This is a genomic window from Mucilaginibacter sp. (assembly GCF_039921305.1).
GTDB lineage: Bacteria > Bacteroidota > Bacteroidia > Sphingobacteriales > Sphingobacteriaceae > Mucilaginibacter.
The window spans coordinates 35024-56214 of record NZ_JBDSCA010000082.1 but is presented as its reverse complement, the minus strand read 5'-3'; the positions used below and the strand labels follow the sequence as shown (position 1 = coordinate 56214).

At 42.7% G+C, this 21191-nt stretch carries 18 protein-coding genes; 9 read left to right on the top strand and 9 right to left on the bottom strand.

The features are described 5' to 3' along the window. Positions 1-34 precede the first annotated feature (34 nt). From atpA to ABIN91_RS24415, 3 genes are all read left to right on the top strand, one after another. On the top strand, positions 35-1609 hold the full coding sequence (gene atpA / locus ABIN91_RS24425) for a F0F1 ATP synthase subunit alpha (RefSeq protein WP_348054342.1): 1575 nt from the start codon (positions 35-37) through the stop codon (positions 1607-1609). A 91-nt stretch (positions 1610-1700) separates the two neighbouring features. Further along, the gene (gene atpG, locus ABIN91_RS24420; RefSeq protein WP_348054341.1) at positions 1701-2579 is read left to right on the top strand and encodes an ATP synthase F1 subunit gamma; all 879 of its coding nucleotides are present in this window, start codon (positions 1701-1703) and stop codon (positions 2577-2579) included. A 126-nt stretch (positions 2580-2705) separates the two neighbouring features. After that, on the top strand, positions 2706-3215 hold the full coding sequence (locus tag ABIN91_RS24415; RefSeq protein WP_348054340.1) for a hypothetical protein: 510 nt from the start codon (positions 2706-2708) through the stop codon (positions 3213-3215). On the opposite strand, the gene ABIN91_RS24410 is transcribed toward ABIN91_RS24415, so the two are convergent. The 5 genes from ABIN91_RS24410 to pelA all read right to left on the bottom strand — a co-directional run bounded on the left by ABIN91_RS24410 (position 3206) and on the right by pelA (position 7680). Then, positions 3206-3967: a DUF72 domain-containing protein gene (locus tag ABIN91_RS24410; RefSeq protein ID WP_348054339.1), complete on the bottom strand. Its 762-nt coding sequence runs from the start codon at positions 3965-3967 to the stop codon at positions 3206-3208. The genes ABIN91_RS24415 and ABIN91_RS24410 overlap by 10 nt on opposite strands. Next, entirely contained in the window at positions 3948-4418 is a 471-nt protein-coding gene (locus tag ABIN91_RS24405; RefSeq protein WP_348054338.1) for a hypothetical protein, read from the bottom strand. The genes ABIN91_RS24410 and ABIN91_RS24405 overlap by 20 nt, the downstream gene beginning before the upstream one ends. Before the next feature lie 166 nt (positions 4419-4584). Continuing rightward, a complete protein-coding gene (locus tag ABIN91_RS24400; RefSeq protein WP_348054337.1) occupies positions 4585-5427 on the bottom strand; it encodes a 5'-nucleotidase, lipoprotein e(P4) family in 843 nt (280 codons plus the stop codon). A 401-nt stretch (positions 5428-5828) separates the two neighbouring features. Further along, a complete protein-coding gene (locus ABIN91_RS24395) occupies positions 5829-6335 on the bottom strand; it encodes a GNAT family N-acetyltransferase (protein WP_348054336.1) in 507 nt (168 codons plus the stop codon). 166 nt (positions 6336-6501) lie between these two features. Beyond that, on the bottom strand, positions 6502-7680 hold the full coding sequence (pelA, locus tag ABIN91_RS24390) for a pectate lyase (protein ID WP_348054335.1): 1179 nt from the start codon (positions 7678-7680) through the stop codon (positions 6502-6504). Positions 7681-7848: 168 nt separating this feature from the next. Here pelA and ABIN91_RS24385 point away from each other — a divergent pair, with 168 nt between their 5' ends. Together ABIN91_RS24385 and ABIN91_RS24380 are read left to right on the top strand one after the other, a co-directional pair. Then, on the top strand, positions 7849-8715 hold the full coding sequence (locus tag ABIN91_RS24385) for a DUF4349 domain-containing protein (RefSeq protein WP_348054334.1): 867 nt from the start codon (positions 7849-7851) through the stop codon (positions 8713-8715). An 85-nt stretch (positions 8716-8800) separates the two neighbouring features. After that, entirely contained in the window at positions 8801-8992 is a 192-nt protein-coding gene (locus ABIN91_RS24380; protein WP_348054333.1) for a hypothetical protein, read from the top strand. Positions 8993-9064: 72 nt separating this feature from the next. Here ABIN91_RS24380 and ABIN91_RS24375 read toward each other — a convergent pair whose 3' ends face one another. Both ABIN91_RS24375 and gldB read right to left on the bottom strand, forming a co-directional pair. Beyond that, the gene (locus tag ABIN91_RS24375) at positions 9065-9892 is read right to left on the bottom strand and encodes a patatin-like phospholipase family protein (protein WP_348054332.1); all 828 of its coding nucleotides are present in this window, start codon (positions 9890-9892) and stop codon (positions 9065-9067) included. Next, a complete protein-coding gene (gene gldB / locus ABIN91_RS24370; protein WP_348054331.1) occupies positions 9867-10910 on the bottom strand; it encodes a gliding motility lipoprotein GldB in 1044 nt (347 codons plus the stop codon). Before gldB ends, ABIN91_RS24375 begins: the two co-directional genes overlap by 26 nt. 68 nt (positions 10911-10978) lie before the next feature. Here gldB and ABIN91_RS24365 point away from each other — a divergent pair, with 68 nt between their 5' ends. Continuing rightward, positions 10979-12637, top strand: coding sequence for an NAD+ synthase (locus ABIN91_RS24365; RefSeq protein ID WP_348054531.1), 1659 nt, complete (start codon positions 10979-10981; stop codon positions 12635-12637). Here ABIN91_RS24365 and ABIN91_RS24360 read toward each other — a convergent pair. Beyond that, positions 12634-13077 carry a hypothetical protein gene (locus ABIN91_RS24360; RefSeq protein WP_348054330.1) on the bottom strand — a complete coding sequence of 148 codons (444 nt, stop codon included), beginning with the start codon at positions 13075-13077 and terminating at the stop codon, positions 12634-12636. The two genes, ABIN91_RS24365 and ABIN91_RS24360, sit on opposite strands and share 4 nt — an antisense overlap. 129 nt (positions 13078-13206) lie before the next feature. Between ABIN91_RS24360 and ABIN91_RS24355 the strand changes: the two genes are divergently transcribed. Beyond that, a complete protein-coding gene (locus ABIN91_RS24355; RefSeq protein WP_348054329.1) occupies positions 13207-16902 on the top strand; it encodes a S8 family serine peptidase in 3696 nt (1231 codons plus the stop codon). A 70-nt stretch (positions 16903-16972) separates the two neighbouring features. On the opposite strand, the gene ABIN91_RS24350 is transcribed toward ABIN91_RS24355, so the two are convergent. Next, positions 16973-17467 (bottom strand): hypothetical protein, encoded by a 495-nt coding sequence (locus ABIN91_RS24350; protein WP_348054328.1) that lies wholly within the window; start codon positions 17465-17467, stop codon positions 16973-16975. Positions 17468-17676: 209 nt separating this feature from the next. On the opposite strand from ABIN91_RS24350, the gene ABIN91_RS24345 reads away from it, so the two are divergent. After that, entirely contained in the window at positions 17677-19452 is a 1776-nt protein-coding gene (locus tag ABIN91_RS24345) for a long-chain fatty acid--CoA ligase (RefSeq protein WP_348054327.1), read from the top strand. Beyond that, on the top strand, positions 19445-21163 hold the full coding sequence (gene ggt / locus ABIN91_RS24340) for a gamma-glutamyltransferase (RefSeq protein WP_348054325.1): 1719 nt from the start codon (positions 19445-19447) through the stop codon (positions 21161-21163). Before ABIN91_RS24345 ends, ggt begins: the two co-directional genes overlap by 8 nt. Positions 21164-21191 lie beyond the last annotated feature (28 nt).

Here is a 21191-nt window from a genome sequence, read left to right as displayed (position 1 = left end):
TATATAGTAAAACAAAAACTCTAAAATAAAAAAAATGGTAGAGGTAAGACCAGACGAAGTTTCAGCAATATTGCGTCAGCAATTGTCGGGCTTTAAGTCAGCATCTGAATTAGAAGAAGTAGGTACTGTACTCCAGGTTGGGGATGGTATCGCCCGTGTTTACGGATTAACCAAAGTACAATCAGGCGAGCTTGTTGATTTTGACGGCAGTTTGCAAGGTATAGTACTGAATTTGGAAGAGGACAATGTGGGTGTTGTATTGCTTGGCGCCAGTGACGGTGTTAAGGAAGGTGATACCGTTAAACGTACCAGCAAAATTGCATCTATTAAAGTAGGTGAAGGCATGTTGGGCCGTGTGGTTAACACATTAGGCCAGCCAATTGATGGTAAAGGCCCTATCACAGGTACCACTTACGAAATGCCTTTGGAGCGTAAAGCGCCAGGTGTAATTTACCGTCAGCCGGTTACTGAGCCTTTGCAAACAGGTATTAAAGCTATTGACGCGATGATCCCTATCGGCCGTGGCCAGCGTGAGTTGGTTATTGGTGACAGGCAGACTGGTAAAACCGCTGTTTGTATTGATACCATCATCAACCAAAAAGAATTTTACGAAGCTGGCAAGCCAGTTTATTGTATATATGTTGCTATCGGTCAGAAAAACTCTACCGTTGCAAACATCCTGCGTACTTTGGAAGAGAATGGTGCATTGCCATACACTATCATTGTAGCGGCTTCTGCGGCAGATCCTGCTCCAATGCAGTTCTTTGCTCCATTTGCAGGTGCTGCTATTGGTGAGTTCTTCCGTGATACCGGACGCCCTGCTTTGATCGTTTATGATGATCTATCAAAACAAGCTGTGGCTTACCGCGAGGTATCGTTGTTGTTGAAACGCCCACCGGGCCGTGAGGCTTATCCTGGTGACGTGTTTTATCTGCACAGCAGATTGTTGGAGCGTGCCGCTAAGATCGTATCGGTTGATAGCATCGCGCAAGACATGAATGATCTACCTGAATCTATAAGAGGTATTGTTAAAGGTGGTGGTAGCTTAACAGCTTTGCCTATCATCGAAACACAAGCCGGTGACGTATCAGCCTATATCCCAACCAACGTGATCTCGATCACCGATGGTCAGATCTTCTTAGAGTCTAACTTGTTTAACGCGGGTGTTCGTCCGGCTATTAACGTAGGTATCTCGGTATCTCGTGTGGGGGGTAACGCTCAGATCAAGTCGATGAAGAAGGTTGCGGGTACTTTGAAATTAGATCAGGCTCAATATCGTGAGTTAGAGGCTTTCTCTAAATTCGGTTCGGATCTGGATGCTTCAACTAAAACTGTACTGGATAAAGGTGCACGTAACGTTGAGATTTTGAAACAAGCACAGTTCTCTCCGCTATCGGTTGAAAAACAAGTAGCTATCGTTTACATCGGTACTAAGAACCTGATGCGTAACGTACCTATCAATAAAGTTAGAGAGTTTGAAGCTGAGTTTTTAAGCCAATTGGAATTGCGTCACCCTGAAGTATTAGCTGGTTTGAAAGCCGGTAAACTGGATGATAGCATAACAGGTGTGCTTGAAAGCGTAGCTAAGGATTTGACTGGAAAATATTAATTTTAAGTAGCAAGTATTGAGTATCAAGTATCAAGACGTTCCGTTTTCATTACTTGATACTTGATACTAACTACTTGATACCAAAAAAAGAATGGCAAACTTAAAAGAAGTAAGAAACAGGATAGCCTCCGTAAAATCGACCCAGCAGATCACCAAGGCCATGAAAATGGTTTCGGCGGCCAAGCTGAAGCGTGCTACCGATGCTATTATACAGCTGCGCCCTTATGCCAATAAGCTGAACGATATACTGGCCAACCTATCGGCAAGTATTGAGGATGGCTCTTCGCCATATTTGCAAGAACGTGAACCTGTACGTGTACTGGTTGTTGTTGTTGCATCAAACCGTGGTTTGGCCGGCGCGTTTAATACTAACGCTATTAAAACAGCTAATATTTTAATAGCCGAAAAGTACAGCGCGCAGTTAAAGGCAGGCAATGTTTCTATAGTAGGTATTGGTAAAAAAGCACAGGAGTTTTATCAACGACGGAAGTACAATGTTATTGGTAACAATAATGAGATATTTAACGCCTTGAATTTTGAGAACGTAAGCGTAGTTACGGAATCAATAATGGAAGGTTTTGTGAAAGGTGATTACGACCGTGTTGAATTGGTATACAACCAGTTTAAAAACGCTGCTATGCAGGTTTTGAAAACCGAGCAATTGCTACCGGTACCTAAAGCTGAAAAGAAAGCTAACGCTACTTCGACTGTTGATTACATTCTGGAGCCATCAAAGGAAGAGATTGTTGAGCAACTGATCCCTAAAAATATTAAGATACAATTATATAAAGCTGTTTTAGACTCACATGCATCAGAGCATGGGGCGCGTATGACAGCGATGGATAAAGCGACCGATAATGCAGGCGAACTGCTGCGTAACCTGAAGTTGAGCTACAACCAGGCACGCCAGGCAGCCATTACTACCGAGCTTACCGAAATTGTAAGCGGAGCAGCGGCATTATCTAACTAAGACTTTCTCCAATTATAAACCGTTTATGAAGGCTTCGCAACGCGGGGCCTTTTTTTGTTTAATCTGGTTTTAATGTGTGGTATTTATCCAACCATTATATTTGATAGATCACAAAAAAACTAAACCGTGTACACCTATACCACTCCAGATCAAAAATATCGTAACGCGAAATACATTTTGCCATTTGTTATTGGTTTCTTCTTTTTGTTAAGCGCGGGACAAATAATAGGGCAATTTGTTAAAGTAGACCAGTTGGATAAGGTAACTGGCAAAATTAGTGAGCTGCAAACCAGGATTAGATCGTACAGCAAACAAAGTTCGGGACATCGGCCCAATTACGTTTTAGCCATTATAGTTAACGGAAAAAATTACGATGTGGAAGATACTGCTGCTCGAAGTAAGCTGTCTCGACTGTTGCATGTTGATGACGAAGTAACCATTTATTATCCCAGTGTGCTTTACAAAATACTGTGTTCGGGATTTGTGCATTCGGTCAACCAGGTTGAGCTTGGTAATGAGGTTGTGTATAGTTTTAACGAGCAAAAAAAGCAGGCATATTTATTAATTATTGGTTTTGCCATAGCCGGTTGCATATTTGGAGCTGTACGCTATTACATGCTGAACGCTTATAATTGATCTTTTACATAGTCATTCAACGTTACCAGGTTATGCACCGCATCGCCCATGGTATTATTGAAATAGGCGTAAACGGTTTTGCCATCGGCCAGCCACTCGGTGATGTAGGTGGCGTATTCGGATAGGAAATCATCGGTGTAGCTTCCGCGATAGCCGCCATTGGGGCCGTGGAAGCGGAGGTAGATAAAATCGCGGTCCAATATTTCAAGGGGTGATGCTGATGCGGGCAGATCCTGGATAACCATTCCCATTTGGTATTGATCTAACAGTTGATAGGTTTTATCCGAATACCACGATTTGTGGCGGAACTCTACGGCGACATCCCATTGCTGATGTTCGTCTTCAGTTCTGATCGTACTTAAAAGGTTTTCTAACTGACGGGCGCTATCTGATTTAATTGATGGCGGGAACTGTACCAGCAGGCTTCCCTTTTTATCGCCCGCAGCGTTGATTACCTGCATAAAACGTGTTACATCATCGGGGTTGAATACTAAGCCTTTTTGATGGGTGATACCCTGCCAAAGTTTGTACGTGAATTTGAACCCGTCCGGAACTTCGCTGGCCCATTTAGCTACTGTTTTTGCTTGAGGGATTTTATAGAAAGAGCTGTTGACCTCGATACTGTTGAATAGTGAGCCGTAGTAAGTGAGGCGCGTTTTATCCTGAAACCCGGGCGGATAGCCGGCTTTGTTGGGTATGGGAAGAACGAGGCCGCTTGTACCGGAATAGTATTTAGTTTTTGGGCTCTTCATAAGCCTCCTCTTGTGTCTTGATCAGCGAATAGGTAATTGTTGAAAAAACAGCGAACACAATATGTGCCGGAACGAGCTGAATGTAATAATTTGTAAAATCTATCCAGGGTGGTAGCGGGTGCATTTTAAAGGTTGCTTTCCATACCATCACAGCCAGAATACCACTTAACGCGCCCATGATGATGCCATTTTTTAGCGTATGTTTGATTTGGCCGGTCTGCCAGAGCTCAACATACACAGCAGCAAATAACACACGTACAGCATAATGCGCGCTCCAGCCCGCTATGCGATTTGTTTTTTTTGAGCTACCGGGTGCCCTGTTTATGAGTGTTGAAAGATGCTCAGGCTCACTAAAGTTTTTTTTGGACAGTGCTGAAACAATGTAGCTAAACATCGTCATACAGTTGGTGCCCATTATACCGGAGAGTATTATCTTTTCTGCCTTGTTCATTGGTTTCCGGGTTGTTTACACGATAGCTTGTGATGATATAACAACGGCGACAAACCAAAGTTTTAACAATGGTATAAGTGTGTAAATTATGTAAGTGCTGATTATGCTTAAGTACAGCAACCAAGTAACTATATAAAAGGATAGTATATTGACGCCCCTTTGAATCTTATTGATTGATCAGATTAGTCTTAAATGCTTCTTCTTTTTGAGCGGTGTTTAGCCTTTTGTATTGGTATAATGATGATTCCCAATCGCCATAATTGGCGTTTGGTATTACGATGAAGGTTTTACCAAAAAGTGCGGAATGCTCGCGGGTGGTTTGGTTACGCTCATCGGTAGTTTTTTTGTCGAACATGGCCGAAAAGTCTGCCAGGTTATCACCCATCAGCATAATGATGTTGTGCGTTTTGGCAACTTCAAGGCGGCGGGTTTCTTTGCTTGATGGGGTACCATCCTGGTGTAATATCAAATGTGCGTTATCGGCATTAGGGAAACCATATAATTGAAGGTTTTTAATGGTTGCCGCACGTTCGCTTTCGGCGCGGTTGGTGATATAATAGATGGCGATGCCTTTTGATGCCGCGTATTTCAGAAAAGATGGCGCTCCGGGAACTGTATCGGCTTTAGCCATGGCTGTCCACTCGGCCCACGCGGCCGGTTCGTAATCTTTACCTTGTAAAGCCTGGTGTACTGAGTTTGGGCTGTTATCTAACACGGTTTCGTCAATATCGGTAACTATAGCTAAGGGTTTACTTTTAATTTTAGACTTGCTTTTGTTCTTAAGCAGGGCCATATCGGCACGTAAGTGAGCCATATTATATGCCTGGAAACATAAAGCTTTATACTCGGCGGCTTTTTGCTGGTACATGCTGCTCCACAGCTTACCATCGGCAACAAAGTTTGATGTTGATGTGCTTGTTGTGGTGGTAGTAGTTGTAGTTTGCGCTTGTGTAGTTGTGGTTATGATAGCGCTTGCCACGAAGGCTATGAGGATAGATTTTTTGAACATGGTTATTATGTTTTGTAAATTTAAAGATAGGTTAAAAGACTCAGGATGCAAGACTCAGGAATCAAGATTTTAAGTAGTGCGCAAATACGTGCACTGGTTTTTTGGAAGGAATAGCGTATTTTTGTAGGCCCCCTAACCCCCTGAAGGGGAATGAGAGTTCATTGCTATTTTAGATAAGATGTGGTTGAAAAAACCTACTTTATCCCCCCTCTTTATGGAAGATGGATTAGGTAAGATGGAAGATGTGGTTTATGAAAAAACCTACTTTATCCCCCTCTTGGTTTTTGATGGTCATTGCGGTTATTGCATGTTGGGTTAGGGCCTTGCGCTCCGTCCTTCGACTAACGCTCAGGATGACACCCATCGCGCTTTTTGAAACACCCATATTTCCCCATGTTTTATTATTGGGGTAATTGTTTTTCGTAGCAATAAAAGCTAAGGCCGGGGCGGAAGGCTAAAGTGGTCTCGCCGGCATATATGTAGCCGAGTTTTGGGAAGAGTTTTTGGGTTGCCTGATTGTTGCTGTTAGTGTCGGTACGCAGAATAGGAATGTGCCTGCTGATGGCTTCGTGCTCGGCCTGGTTGAGCAGGGCGGCGGCTATGCCGAGGCCACGGTAATCGGGGTCGACAGCGAGGCGATGGGTTACGATGGCGGTTTGAGTAATGCCCCAACCAACATTGGCATACTCGGCATCCTGATCGGTGGTGATAGCGGCTATCCCGGTAAGGTTGCCTTCAATATCGGCTACCCAAAGCTGGCAGAGTGCGATGTCGTTATTAAAGACTTCGGGGTTTGGGTAGGTGTTATCCCATTGAAAGTTGCCTGCGGCATTCATTAGAGGGACTACCTTGCGGATGAGCTGCATTATGTTTGGAATATCGGCTAAGGTGGCTTTGCGGATTAGCATATGGCTGCAAAGGTATAAATATAGTAAATGAAGAGACTGGTTTTAAGAGATAGCCTGCCGATGGAAGATAGTTGGTGCAGAAACCCCTCCCTGCACCCTCCCGTTGGGAGGGAATCGCACTTGGCCGTTCTTTACAACAAATGCTGGTTATTCAAAATAACAGCAGCTACTTCTTCAATACATCGTTACCGGGTGCCCATTTTTGTTGCCAGGCGTGGTATTTATCCAGCACTTTTTGGGGGCTGTAGGTGTACCAGCCGTAGCCATCGCGGCGTTCGCGGGCAACTTCGGCTAAGGAGTATACATACTTACTATCGCGATTGCAGAATAGGGGGCGGTGCGTTTTGAGCTCGTAATAACGTGTCCAGATGGGGGGCGCGGTTGAGTCGGTAACAGCCACACGGTCGGTAGTTGAAAGGCGGAATGGCGTTTGCTCTGGCGTTGCCTGTATGGTTTGGATACGGGTGTTATAGATCTTTGAAGCTTGAAACCATGCTGTAGCATTTTGAATGGCATCGATTATGGGCTTTGAAGGATGATCTAATCCCATTAAAAAGAGTACAATACCGCTGCTTTCGCCGTTGCAAATACTTGGTGGTTCAAACTTACGGGCCCAGGCGGGTTGGAGGGTAACCTCGTTATGTTGCTGGCACCAGGCGGTTGGTTTGCCGTTGTCCACTATCTGGGTTTTGATGATGCAATCGAGGCCTTTTTGGTAAGCGGCTGCCAATTTTTGGCGACGATCGCCATCGATAAATGCATACTCGGGTTTGTTGTTTTTGATATCGTATAGTAACCTGATAATGCCCTCGAAAACACCATCGTTAAAGGTAATGTAACGGCTATAGTTTGATTCGAGCGGGTAATATTGCGGGAAGCCGCCGTTTTGGTATTGCGATGTGAGGATGTAATCGAGACCTTTCAAAGCGGCATCTTTGTATTTATCGATATGCGTTTCGGTGTATACATTGGATAGGCAGATGATCTGGTTATAGGTGTTGTCGTTATCGTAGGTGGTGTTTGTTGCGTTTTTAGAAGCTGTAAGGCTGTTTTTTTGCTCATCGGAGAGTATGGCAAATACATCGTAGTTTTTTGGCCATCCTCCGTTGTTTTTTTGGAAGAGCAGGATGTTATCAGATACCTGGATAATATCGGCCGGTTTGTAACGGGGCCTGTTAGGTAGTGGGTTGATCACGTTGCCTTTATCGGCTATGCCATACCAGTGGCGTGAGTTATCGCCAAAGGCTTCGGCATCTACTTTGTATTTATAGGTGGTTTGCGCTTGCGCGAGATACCCCGATAGGAATAAAGAAACCGCTAATATGCCGGCCTTAAGTGTTTTCATGATGTTATAATTGATAGGTGAAGATAGGGCAATTTTAAACCGGTTGCAGAATTGTAATCAACAAAATACAAAGGGACCGTTTGGTAATAATTAAGTTACGGAAGGTTTTTAACGGTCACCTAATCAGGATTAATGCATTAATAGTAAATCATTTAAATCTTAATTATCATGAAAAAAGAACAATTAACTTGTATGGCATTGCTATGCTCAATTTTATGGATGGGATGTAGCGGTAATAAATCGGAACATAAGCTATCTACGGCCGATACGGCTTCAATTTCATCAAAAGCAGAGAGTACACAAGATAGCCTTAAGTTGGTAAAAACAGCAGATATGCATTTTAAAGTAAAGGATGTTGAACGTTCAACCGAAGATATTGCAGCATTAACCGCGAGTTGCAAAGGAATGGTTATGCATCATGCGGTACACTCTACAGTGCAAAAAAGTGAAGATATACCATTAAATAACGATTCGATAGGGCATGTTACCTTATATAATACTACAGCCGACATGCTTGTAAGAATACCAAGTGTACAAACGGAGCAGTTTATGAATCAGGTAAGTAAAATGGCCATTTATATTGATGCGCGCAATATGGATGTGCAAGACCGGACACTTGATTACCTGGCTACCAAAATGAAAACTGAAAACAGGAGCGGCGTAGTAAAGGATCAAAAAGAAGGCAGGGTAAAGCTTAAAGATTCGACCGATTTACTATCGATGAAAGACGATATTGTTGACCGGAAGATCAATAATTTACATACTGATGCAGATGTTAAATACAGCACAATTGCGTTAAGTATTTACCAAAGCAATACAATATCAAAGGATATGGTTGCCAATGATGATCCATCGGCATATCAATTGCCACTAATAAAAAGGATAGGTATGGCCTTTGAAAACGGCTGGTTGGTGTTAAGTGAGCTTATTGTTATGCTGATGAATTTGTGGCCAATTATGCTAGCTTGCATTTGCGGATGGTTTGGTTACAGATATTTTAAGAACAGACGTGTGGTTACAAGAGAACTGCCATAGATAATCACTTGTAAAAAAACTTTGGAATGCCCTATATATTTTCAGTAAACATTCCTATTTTTGGGGCAATAAAAAACGTATAACCATGAGTTCAAGAGCAAACGCAAACGATACCCGCCATTATGTAATGTTAACCATAGCCATTATTATTGGCCTGTTTGGTGTTTACATCCGTTTTTGGGGACCAGAATCGTTTATGTTAACGTCGATATCAAACGTAGTGTTTGTTGTTGGTATTTACCTTGCTTTGGTAACTACGTTCAAAATAATGAAATAAGGAGCATATCTATTATATAAAAAGCGCATTAGTTATATAACTGATGCGCTTTTTTGTTGGGGTAGCTTTTGATTAAGCCTTGTTTTTACTTCCTTTTTTATTGGCTTGCACAATAGCCTGTAGCTTTTCGTTACTACGGATGGCTTTTAAACCTTCTTCGTAGCCTATCATGTAAATTTCTTCGGCGGCGTCGGTATCAAATATGCCGTAGCCGCCAAGGCCGTGAGGCTCTATTACCACATCGCAGGATATTTTATGGGTGTTGAGGCTGGCGTTGATGGCAATCATGGCCGCGCGGTCTATCATCCTGCCAAAAGAGCTTATTTCGGTAACCACCGGTAAATGATTACAGGTTGAACCGATGATGAAATCACAATTGCCTATTAATGGTTCAACTGGGAAGTTGTTTAATATACCTCCATCAACATACATATGATCGTTAATAATGATGGGCTTAAATACGCCCGGTAAACAGCATGAGGCTAAGAGAGCCAAATCAAGCTCGCCTTCGGTAAAGTAAACCAGCCTGCCTTCGCCCAAATCAACAGATGATATGGTAATGCGGGTTTTTAATTCTTTGAATGAGTTATGCGGAATGTATTGCCTGATGAGGTGTTGTACATTTAGTATCGATAACAGGCCGGTACTACCGATAGAAGGGCGCAAAAGCTTAAACAGTTTGGCCTCTTTAATAATATTCAGAATCTCTTTAGGTGCAAAGCCGGCAGCAAAAAATGCCGCGGCAATAGCGCCCGCGCTTGTGCCGGATATATGCGAAAACTGGATACCATGATCGGTTAAAGCCTGTATAACGCCTAAGTGCGATACGCCACGAATGCCACCCCCCGAAAGCGCGAGGCCAATTTTGTGCGGTTTATTTGGGTCGGTATTTGGATTCATTTAGTATGGTTTGTACGTCATCATTGGCCATTAATTGTGCCAAAGTTATTTTAGGGTGCTTATCCATGTATTGCCTTACAATTTGCCAGCCTGTCCACACCGCAATTTTAGGTGCCGATTGGTTATGCTCGCCTAAGCCGGGTGTAAAAGGCGCTTCGTTTAAATACTTCTGTGTTTTTTGGAAGTCGCTTTCGTATAGCAAGTTTTCATCTAATATATAGGCCCAAATCTGGGGTTTGAAATCTTCGCACCATTTTAGCTGTTGGGGTGTGTAGCCTATTTTGATAGAGTCGGGAACATCGGGCAGGGTTTGATCCATACAATACATGATCTTTCCGTTGTAGATCATTTTTGCCAGCAGCATTTTATTTTCTTCCTTTTCGGGGAACATATCTTCGCGCAATACGCCTTCAATTACCCGTGATGAAATATTTTGGGGTGTAAACCGGCGCGATATGTAGTGTGGGTAATTCTCGGTCAGGCCCGGGTAGAATTTAGAACCGGCGCCTAAAAACTGGTCTAACCCGATAGCGAAGTAGCTATCCCCAATAGAGGTTTGGGCCTGAAATCCCGATAAGTAAGCAAATATCTGTGGTGTTTGTTGTTTAGGGAAATAGTATTTTATGCGTCTGAAGGCATCGGTTAGTTCTGCGTTTTGCTTATCCAGGTTGGGGTAAATGGAGTCGACCTCCTGTTTAACGGCCATATAATCTTTGCTTGCAAACATTTTACGCAGGGTGGCAAAGTATACGGTATCGTTAGTACTGCCTATTTTTAAAACGCGTTCGATAAAATCGCGATAAAAAACGCCGTATTGCTTTTTTAGTACCTCGGCTTGCGCAGACATGGGGTTAGTACGCATTAAATCAAAGTCGTGATCAAAGCGTGAGATCTTAATATTGACCGGAATATTACTTACATCAACTTTTTTATTCTGTTGGCAGGCTGCAAATAGCAGGGCTATAGAAAAAAAAAGGTAAATTTGTTTTATAGGTTTGTTGCGCAGCAATGCATTCATACAATCGCAAATTAAGTTTAAAAATTACATAAACGGAAGGCTATTCCGTTACTACCTTATACAAGATGATAAATATAGCTTTGGCCCAGCTAAATTACCACGTTGGCAACTTCGAATCGAATACAAAAAAGATAATCAGCACTATTGATGTGGCACGTAATCAAGGCGTGGATCTGATCGTGTTTTCGGAGCTATGCGTTTGCGGATATCCCGCCCGTGACTTTTTCGAGTTTAAAGAGTTTATCGATCTGTGTGAAGAAGCTGCCCAGCAAATTGCGGCGCATTGTACTGATATCGCTTGTATCATCGGTTTGCCAACACCTAATTTGAAAGATCAGGGTAAGGAGCTTTTTAACTCGGCTTATTTTATTGAGAATGGTAAAGTAAAAGCGGTTGTAAATAAGGCTCTATTGCCTAATTATGATGTTTTTGACGAGTACCGCTACTTTGAACCAGAAACGGATTTTAACTGTATCGATTTTAAAGGCTTCCGCATCGCCTTAACCATTTGCGAGGATCTGTGGAACACTATCGAAAACCCGCTATATATTACGCGCCCAATGGATAGCCTGATAGAGCAAAACCCGGATGTGATGATCAATATTGCGGCTTCGCCGTTTGCTTATAATCACGATACCGAGCGCATTGATATTTTGAGCGATAATTCTATCCATTATAAACTGCCTTTATTTTATGTAAACCAGGTGGGCGCGCAAACGGAGCTGATATTTGATGGAGGCTCATTGGTGTTTGATGCCGAAGGTAATATGCTGGATGAATTGCCTTATTTTAAAGAACATGTATCGTACTATAAATTAGATAAGGTTGGTGAAAAAGCTGTGATCAGCTTTGAGCATAGCGAAACCTTTAAGCCGCAACATACTACTGATATTGAACAAATATACCAAGGGTTACTTTTGGGCATACGCGATTATTTTTACAAGTCGGGCTTTAAGCAGGCTATTTTAGGATTGTCTGGTGGTATTGACTCTGCCGTGGTATGCGCTTTAGCCGCCGAAGCATTGGGTGCAGAAAATGTGATGGCGGTATTGCTGCCATCTAAATATTCGTCTGATCATTCTATTACCGATGCGGAAGTTTTGGTAAAAAACTTAGGTTGTAAAAGTGAGACCGTAGCCATCAAAACTATAACCGATGCTTTTGAAACGGCGTTGCAGCCGCAGTTTAATAACCTGCCCTTTAATATTGCTGAAGAGAACATCCAATCGCGCAGTCGTGCGGTATTATTAATGGCCATGTGTAATAAGTTTGGATACATCTTACTCAATACATCAAACAAAAGCGAAGCTGCAGTTGGTTACGGAACTTTATATGGCGATATGTGTGGTGGTATTTCTGTTTTGGGCGATGTTTATAAAACTCAGGTTTACCAGTTAGCTAATTACATCAATCGTGATCAGGAGATCATTCCGGTAAACTCCATTGTAAAACCGCCATCGGCCGAGTTGAGGCCAGGGCAAAAAGACTCGGACTCGTTACCGGATTATGATATACTTGATACTATTTTGATGGAGTATGTGGAGCACCGCAAATCATCAAGCGAGATCATTGACATGGGATATAACGAGGAAGTTGTAAAGCGTGTAATTAAACTGGTAAATACTGCCGAGCATAAGCGCTATCAAACACCGCCAATTTTGCGGGTATCGCCAAAAGCGTTTGGAATGGGCCGCAGAATGCCTATTGTTGGTAAATATTTATCTTAATAAACCGCGTTACTGGCGTTGATAATAATATCAAGCACGCTGACCTTACCTTTTTTAACCTCAATGGTATTAATATTGCCCTTGCCATCAAAACTATTGGCATAAATCTGATCGTTATCATCAACAAAAACAGAATAATATCCTGTTAGTAGTGCGATTGAGTAACATCCCGTATCGTCGCTTTTAGTTTTTGCAATCAATTTGGTTTTAATGTTTGAATAATGCGTGCCATTTTCTGTAACTTGCTCCCGGTTAGTTACCTCGTATATATAAATAGTCCGCTTAACAGGTTTGCCTTGTGGAGTTATTTGCCCTGGCGATGGCATGTAATTACCCTTGCGTAAATAAATTTTACCCATTATCCCTTGTTTAATTACGGGTGGATGATAAATGACTACAGACAAGGTAATTAAACTATATAGTAATAATATTTTATTCATACCCTTCAAATTAACGTTGCAATCTAATAGTTATTCTCTTAGTTATTTGGGTAATACATTTTTTATATGATTAAACTTTACACGCGTTTATTTTTATTGATTGGATTTGTTTTTTGTACAAGTGACGTAATGTCACAAAATGTATTGACAAATGCGGTTCAAATTAAACAACTTGGTAACCTTTCTACCAGTTTAACAGCGGTTAGCACCGCAAACCGTAAAAAAGCTTATGATTTGGCCGCAAAAAAAGGCTGGATGACCTTTAAAGTTACTAATAACGGAGCCATAATTAGCCTTGCCGGAGTAGACGAAAGAGGTGCCCCTGTTTATTTAATGGAATTTAACAACGTAATTGCAGCAGGAACAACCCGTACCAATACCGTTCAGGGTGGCGGCACACTCGGGCTTAATTTAAGTGGATCGAGCACCCAGATGGCCGGTAAGTTAGGCATTTGGGATGGCGGACGTATTTTAACAACCCACCAGGAATTTGCAGGTAAAACCATTACAGCGGGCGATGGTAGTTCCACAGTTAGCGATCACAGCACACACGTTGCCGGTACTATGGTAGCAAAGGGTGTGTATGCTCCGGCCAAGGGAATGTCATATGGTGCTACAACATTATTATCGTACGATTTTAATAACGATGCTGGCGAAATGGCTACAGCGGCGCCTAATTTATTGGTATCAAACCACTCATATGGCTATGTAGTTGGGTGGAATTATAACGATGCCCAGGCCAGGTGGGAATGGCTTGGTTTAGCAGGTGATACTGAAGACTATAGATTTGGCTTTTATGATAGCAATGCGCAAGCTTTTGATCAGATAGCTTTTAATGCTCCTAAATATTTAATTGTTGTGGCGGCAGGTAATAACCGCGGCTCCATCGGCCCACCTGTTGGAGTTACCTACTTTGGCTATAATACCCGTACTGATTTTACCATTGTAAATAAAGGCCCGCGCCCTGCCACTATTAGCAGTAATAATAGCTATGATGTTTTAGCGCTTACTGCAAACGCTAAAAATATACTAACAGTAGGGGCGGTTAACCCATTGCCTAATGGACCGGTAAATGTAAGTGATGTGCAAGTTGCCAGCTTTAGCAGTTGGGGGCCAACAGATGATGGCCGTGTTAAACCGGATATTTGTGGTGATGGTGTAAATGTACTATCTACCGGACCGGCATCAAATGATAACTATATCGTAGAATCGGGTACATCAATGGCTACGCCTAATGTAAGCGGATCGTTGTTTTTATTGCAGGAGTACTATTCGCAAAAAAACTCGGGCAATTTTATGCTTTCGGCTACATTAAAGGGGCTGGCCTGCCATACCGCATTTGATGCCGGCAACCCTGGCCCCGATTATATTTATGGATGGGGATTATTGGATATGCAAAAAGCAGCGCAGGCTATAACTGATAATGGTACCAAAAGCATAGTAAGTGAGAAAACCTTAACTCAGGGCCAAACACAAACAATAACGGTTGTGGCATCGGGCAATGGCCCCTTAAAAGCTACCATCGTGTGGACAGATCCGGCCGGAACGCCAACGGCTTCGGGTACGATCAATAGCCGTACCCCCAAACTGGTTAATGATCTGGACATCCGCGTAAGCGATGCCTCAATAACTTATACTCCCTGGGTACTCAATCCGGCTAATCCATCGGCAAATGCCACAACAAGTGATAATAGTGTTGATAATGTTGAGCAGGTATATTTGGCTAATGCTGTTCCGGGGGTATCATACACCATCAAAGTAAGCCATAAAGGGACTTTAAGTGGGGGAGCTCAAAATTACTCATTGATAGTGACCGGAGTTGGAGGATCAGCTTATTGCGCATCCGCGCCAGGCTCAAGTGCCGATTCGAGGATCAATAATGTTACCCTGGGAGGTATCAATAATACACAAACTACCGGTTGTACAACCTATTCAAACTACACAAACCTTATTGCCACGTTAGAACAAGGAAAAACCTACCCCATAAGTTTAACTTTGGGTACGTGTGGGGCATCGTTTAATAAAATAGCTAAAGTTTATATTGACTGGAATGGCAATGACTCTTTTACCGATGCAGGTGAATTGGTTGCAACTACGCCTGTAATTAGTACGGCTACAGGTACTTATTCTACTACAATTTCTGTACCGGCAACCGTTGTGCCGGGTAATTTTAGCTTAATGCGTGTTGTTTTAACCGAAACAAGCGACCCAACACAGGTTACTCCTTGTGGCACCTATGGTAAAGGTGAAACTCAGGATTATAAAGTAGCATTTGTAAAAGCAAGTATTGATGTAGGTGTTACGGCTATCAATACGCCAGCCACTAACGGAACATGCCCAGGTAGTAACAGTACGGTTTCGGTACATCTTAAAAACTTTGGTACAGTATCACAAACAGCTATCCCGGTAACGGTAACTCTAACTTCGGGCACAGGTGTTATAACCACTTTGAACGATACCTACACTGGCACACTTGCCCCATTAGCAGAAACGGACTTTACATTAGCAAGTACATTTACCGCCGTGGCGGGCTCTTCGTATACGGTTTTGGCAACTACAAACCTGGCATCCGATTTTATAACAACCAATAATCAGGCATCATCAACAGCGGTTGTAAATAATTCACCAGTCATTACTAGTTCAAATGCTACTTATTGTAATTATGCCGAAACCTATACTTTAACAGCGACGGGTGCTGGCTCTGTTTTTTGGTATAAAAGTTTGACCGACGCTAATGTGGTTGCTGTAGGGCCAAGCGCCACAACAATAGAAAAACCTGTAACCGATACCTTTTATGCCGGTATAAATGACTTCAGTGGCGATGTTGGTCCGGCAAATAAAGGCGTATTCTCGGCTGGTGGTTATAACCAATTTACAGGTGCTGTATACGTAACCACGGCTGTGCCCTTGGTTATCAAAAGCGCGAGGCTTTATATAGGTAATAGCGGTAAAATAACATTTAATGTAGCCACAGAGGGTGGCGCTGTTGTATCAAGCACAACCATTGATGCTGTAGCCACAAAGTCTAACCCGGCTCCGGGCGCAACTCTGGACGACGCGACTGACCAAGGTGCTATATACAATTTAAATTTGGTGTTGCCTGTTGCCGGTAACTATATTTTAAGTATAGCTTATCCGGATAACGCTACAATTTATCGCAGTAACGGAGGGGTAACCGGCTATCCATTTAGTATTGGGAATATATTTAGTATAACAAAAAATAATGCCACATCAGGCACCACACCGGTTGACCCCAATTTTTATAAAAGTTTTTACTATTACTTTTATAACATGCACGTACAGGCTTTTGGTTGCCAGTCGGTAGCAAGGGTTGCTGTTCCGTTAAGTAAGCCTATTGTTACATTAAATGGTGTTAACCTGGTATCAAATATAAGTCAGGGTAATCAATGGTTCTTAAACGGCAATAGCATAGCCGGAGCTACAAACGCTACCTACACTCCGGCAAGCAGTGGTATATACCGGATTGATGTAACCGGTAGTACAGGCTGTATTTCCAGATCGGACGATTTTAGCTTTGTTTTACCTGCCAAGGATAACAACGATGGTTCAGAAATAGCTTTGGCTGTTTTCCCGGTGCCGTCAAATGGCCGGGTGAACCTTGCATTTAATGCAACAAAGAGCGAAAGCTTAAGTGTTTCAGTTGTAAACAGCGCAGGGCAAAGTGTATATAAAACCAGTAATACAATAGCTACCGGGCCTTATAACGATATCCTTAATTTAACAAACTTGCCATCGGGTATATATTTTATGCAATTAACAATTGGCGATAAAACCTATTTACGCCGATTGTCTATCGCAAAATAATTGCAGGTAAAATAAGAGCCGCAGTATATTTAATATAGCTGCGGCTTTTTTGCTTGTAAATTGTGAAGAATTAAAAAGTGTACTTAACACCTAAACCCGGAGCCAGATCAACAAAAGGGCCGCTTGCCAATTCAATACGAGGGTTTAGATCAAGACTAACAGCAATAGGTGCTTTGGGGATTATGTATTCTAATCCAATCACACCATCAACACCTAACAGCAATTGATTATTAGTGTATGTAGTGCCATTGCTGCCAAAACGTTGATATGAGTTTCCAACCGAACCAATGTGCGCGCCTGCTCCATAATAAAACTTAAGTTCGGCAACGTTAAAAGCAGTTTGGTTGATCTCGTATAAACCGGTTATTACTACTCCGCCCGAGCGGAAACCCAATATGCCTTCTAACGCGATATCTTTTCCTGCAAAGTATTTTCCCGATATCCCGTTCTCATAACCCCCAAACTTTAAGCCGGCAGCAAATTGATAACTGGTTTGTGCCTTTGATTGTGTAGCGGCAAATAAAATTACATTAAACAGCAGTGTAGTTAGTAATAGCTTTTTCATATTAGCGTTTGTGTTGTTAGCATGCTGTTAAAGCGCATGTTGGGTTCAAAACGTAAAAATAGCATTTGCAGTATTTATTTGGTGTGTTTTTAAGACCGGAGAAAAATTAACTCGTAAAATTTACTATGCAAGCATAATTTTATATATTTGATTAATGGCATAGCCAAACCAATATAACCGCTCATTTTTGTACTTTAATACCTACTACAATGGCCATAACTAGGGTTTTTGATCTGTTACCATATAATCTGGAAAAATTTCCGATGGGCGATATGCTTGCCTATAAAGAGAACGGTGCATGGACTAAGTATGAATCGAAGCAGGTTACGGATATCATCGATAATGTAAGTCATGGTTTGTTGGAGCTTGGGATAAAAAAGGATGATAAAGTTGCCATCATGTCGGGTAATCGCCCTGAATGGAATTTTTGCGATTTTGGTATCATGCAGATCGGCGCTACACAAGTGCCTATGTACCCCACCCTAAGCGATACCGATATTGAATTTATATTGAAGGATGCCGAAATTAAAATGGTTTTTGTGTCTGATAAAGACATCTATCATAAAATTGAGATTCTTAAAGAAAAAGTAGCCCCTGATTTGATCGTTTATACTTACGACAAAATGAAAGGCGCAAAACATTGGAGCGAGGTTGTTGAATTAGGCAAAAAGCACCAGGAGCCAAACCTGCAGGAATATCGTGATAAAATACAACCTGATGATCTGCTTACGCTGATCTATACATCCGGCACAACCGGTACACCTAAAGGCGTTATGCTGACACATGGAAACCTGATCAGCAATGTGATGGAATCATCCAAACTATATCCCGCTGAAATAAAGCGTGCATTGAGCTTTTTGCCCATGTGCCATATTTTTGAGCGGATGGTGGTTTATATGTATTTCTATTTGGGTATATCGGTATATTATGCCCAAAGCATGGATACCATTGTTGCCGATATGCAGGATGTTAAGCCGCATTGCTTTACCACTGTTCCGCGTTTGTTAGAGAAGGTTTATGATAAGATAGTTGCCAAAGGAGCGGAATTACAAGGCATCAAAAAAGGCATCTTTTATTGGGCGCTTGATTTGGGATTAAAATACGAGCTGGATGGTGCAAATGGCTGGTGGTACGAAACCAAGCTTAAACTTGCACGTAAATTGGTCTTCAGTAAATGGCGCGAGGCTTTGGGTGGCGAAATTATTGCCATCGTATCTGGTGGTGCGGCTTTACAACCACGTTTGGCCCGGGTGTTTTGGGCTGCCGAGATCAAGATATTAGAAGGCTATGGTTTAACCGAAACCTCCCCTGTAATCACCGTTAATTTCCCGATGCCGGGCGGTACTAAGTTTGGTACGGTTGGCCCGGTATTGACAGGTGTATCGGTTAAAATTGCCGGGGATGGCGAGATCATGGTGAAAGGTCCCAATGTAATGAAGGGATATTATAAACGCGAAGATGCCACTAAAGAAGCCCTTGATGCCGAGGGCTATTTCCATACAGGTGATATTGGCGAACTGGTTGACGGCAAGTATCTGCGCATTACCGATAGGAAAAAGGAGATCTTCAAAACCGCCGGCGGTAAATACATCGCTCCCCAAACGCTCGAAAATAAATTTAAAGAATCACCACTGATAGAGCAGATCATCGTGATTGGCGAAAACGAACGTTTCCCTGCTGCCTTGATATTACCTGCTTTTGATGCGCTGAAAGGCTGGTGTGCTAAAAAGGGTATCAAATACACCACCAAAGAAGATATCATTACCAACGCTCAGGTTATTGAAAAATATCAGCGCGAGATTGACCGCTATAATGTAGGTTTTGGCCATTGGGAACAGGTTAAAAAGTTTGAGCTGATTGCCGATGAATGGTCGATAGCTACGGGCGAGATGACCCCTAAATTAAGTTTGAAGCGTAAGGTGATCTTAAAGAAATATGATAAATTAGTAGTGAAAATTTATCAAAGCGCTACGCCACATGCTTAAGTCATCAAATACCGTTTCAAAATATCATTACATCCTGCCCGTTGTGGCAGGATTTTTTTTGCTGGGGAGCTGTGTATCGGGGCAGTTGGGTAAAGATAATGGCGATCAGTTTCGTAACGGGATGGTGGTATGCGCTTATCCCGATGCATCGGTGGTAGGCTTAAACATCCTGAAAAAGGGTGGTAACGCGGTAGATGCCGCCGTAGCCGTTCAGTTTGCATTGGCCGTGGTTTACCCGGATGCTGGCAATATTGGCGGTGGTGGCTTTATGGTTTACCGCTCATCAACCGGCGAAACCAATACCCTTGATTTTCGCGAAAAAGGCCCGGCTACGGCAACTACCAATATGTTTTTAGATAGTGCCGGTAATGTAATACCTAACATGAGTTTAGCCACACACCAGGCTTCGGGCGTACCCGGATCTGTAGATGGTATGGTTGAGGCTCACAAAAAATACGGCAAACTTAAATGGGAGCAACTCCTGCAACCGGCTATCGATCTGGCCCGCGATGGCTTTAAGATAACCAAAAAATTGGCCGGTGCGCTGAATGCTGTTCAGGCTGATATCAAACAACTCAATCCCGGCAAGGCTTACTTTCTTAAAGATACAGGCTGGGCCGAAGGTGATATATTAGTTCAGGAAGACCTGGCTAAAACATTAGAGCTTATCCGCGATAAAGGCCGCTCAGGTTTTTATGAGGGTGCTATAGCGGATTCGTTAGTTGCCGAAATGAAAAGTGGCAATGGCCTGATTACGAAGGCTGATTTAGCCAACTACCATTCTGTTTGGCGCAAACCCATTATTGGCAATTATAAGGGATACAAGATCATCACCATGCCGCCGCCATCAAGCGGTGGCATAGCTTTATTGCAATTGCTTAAATCGGTAGAGAACTATCCCATCAAAAGCTGGGGATTCAATCGTGATTCGACCGTGCAGCTCATCGTGGAAGCGGAGCGCCGGGTATATGCCGACCGCTCCAAATACTTAGGCGATCCGGACTTTTACAAAGTGCCTGTTGATAGCTTGCTAAACCCTACGTATATTAAAGAACGAATGAAGGGTTTCAATTGGGCTGCCGCTACGCCAAGTTCAACTATTTTACCAGGCTCTTTTGTTGGTTACGAAAGCGACCAAACTACCCACTTTTCTATTGTAGATCATGATGGTAATGCCGTATCTGTCACTACAACTTTAAATGGGGGCTTCGGCTCACGCATTGTGGTAAAAGGCGCGGGCTTTTTACTGAACAACGAGATGGACGATTTTAGCGCTAAACCGGGCGTGCCCAATATGTTTGGCTTGGTTGGTGGCAAAGCCAATGCTATACAACCCTGCAAACGTATGCTCTCGTCTATGACACCCACTATCGTGGAGAAGGACGGCAAGCTGTTTATGGTGGTAGGTACACCGGGCGGTTCAACCATCATTACCTCGGTATTCCAAACCCTATTAAATGTGATCGATTTTGACCAAAGCATGCAAAAAGCTGTAACCTCAAAACGTTTCCATCACCAATGGTTACCCGATGAAATTTCTGCCGAAAAGGGTGCTATTGATAGTTTAGCTAAGATTCGCCTTGAGCAAAAGGGCTATAGGTTTAATGTTGGAGCTAAGATAGGTAGGGTAGATGCCATCTTGCTCAACAAGTGGGGGTACTATGAAGGTGGCGCCGATCCGCGGGGCGATGATACTAAGTTAGGTTGGTAGGGGAGCTGCAAGTTTTAAGCTACAAGCT

Coding starts and splice junctions, on each gene's coding strand:
- atpA (WP_348054342.1), top strand. CDS start 35: ATGGTAGAGGTAAGACCAGACGAAGTTTCAGCAATATTGCGTCAGCAA.
- atpG (WP_348054341.1), top strand. CDS start 1,701: ATGGCAAACTTAAAAGAAGTAAGAAACAGGATAGCCTCCGTAAAATCG.
- ABIN91_RS24410 (WP_348054339.1), bottom strand. CDS start 3,967: ATGAAGAGCCCAAAAACTAAATACTATTCCGGTACAAGCGGCCTCGTT.
- ABIN91_RS24405 (WP_348054338.1), bottom strand. CDS start 4,418: ATGAACAAGGCAGAAAAGATAATACTCTCCGGTATAATGGGCACCAAC.
- ABIN91_RS24400 (WP_348054337.1), bottom strand. CDS start 5,427: ATGTTCAAAAAATCTATCCTCATAGCCTTCGTGGCAAGCGCTATCATA.
- ABIN91_RS24395 (WP_348054336.1), bottom strand. CDS start 6,335: ATGCTAATCCGCAAAGCCACCTTAGCCGATATTCCAAACATAATGCAG.
- pelA (WP_348054335.1), bottom strand. CDS start 7,680: ATGAAAACACTTAAGGCCGGCATATTAGCGGTTTCTTTATTCCTATCG.
- ABIN91_RS24385 (WP_348054334.1), top strand. CDS start 7,849: ATGAAAAAAGAACAATTAACTTGTATGGCATTGCTATGCTCAATTTTA.
- ABIN91_RS24380 (WP_348054333.1), top strand. CDS start 8,801: ATGAGTTCAAGAGCAAACGCAAACGATACCCGCCATTATGTAATGTTA.
- ABIN91_RS24375 (WP_348054332.1), bottom strand. CDS start 9,892: ATGAATCCAAATACCGACCCAAATAAACCGCACAAAATTGGCCTCGCG.
- gldB (WP_348054331.1), bottom strand. CDS start 10,910: ATGAATGCATTGCTGCGCAACAAACCTATAAAACAAATTTACCTTTTT.
- ABIN91_RS24360 (WP_348054330.1), bottom strand. CDS start 13,077: ATGAATAAAATATTATTACTATATAGTTTAATTACCTTGTCTGTAGTC.
- ABIN91_RS24355 (WP_348054329.1), top strand. CDS start 13,207: ATGTCACAAAATGTATTGACAAATGCGGTTCAAATTAAACAACTTGGT.
- ABIN91_RS24350 (WP_348054328.1), bottom strand. CDS start 17,467: ATGAAAAAGCTATTACTAACTACACTGCTGTTTAATGTAATTTTATTT.
- ABIN91_RS24345 (WP_348054327.1), top strand. CDS start 17,677: ATGGCCATAACTAGGGTTTTTGATCTGTTACCATATAATCTGGAAAAA.
- ggt (WP_348054325.1), top strand. CDS start 19,445: ATGCTTAAGTCATCAAATACCGTTTCAAAATATCATTACATCCTGCCC.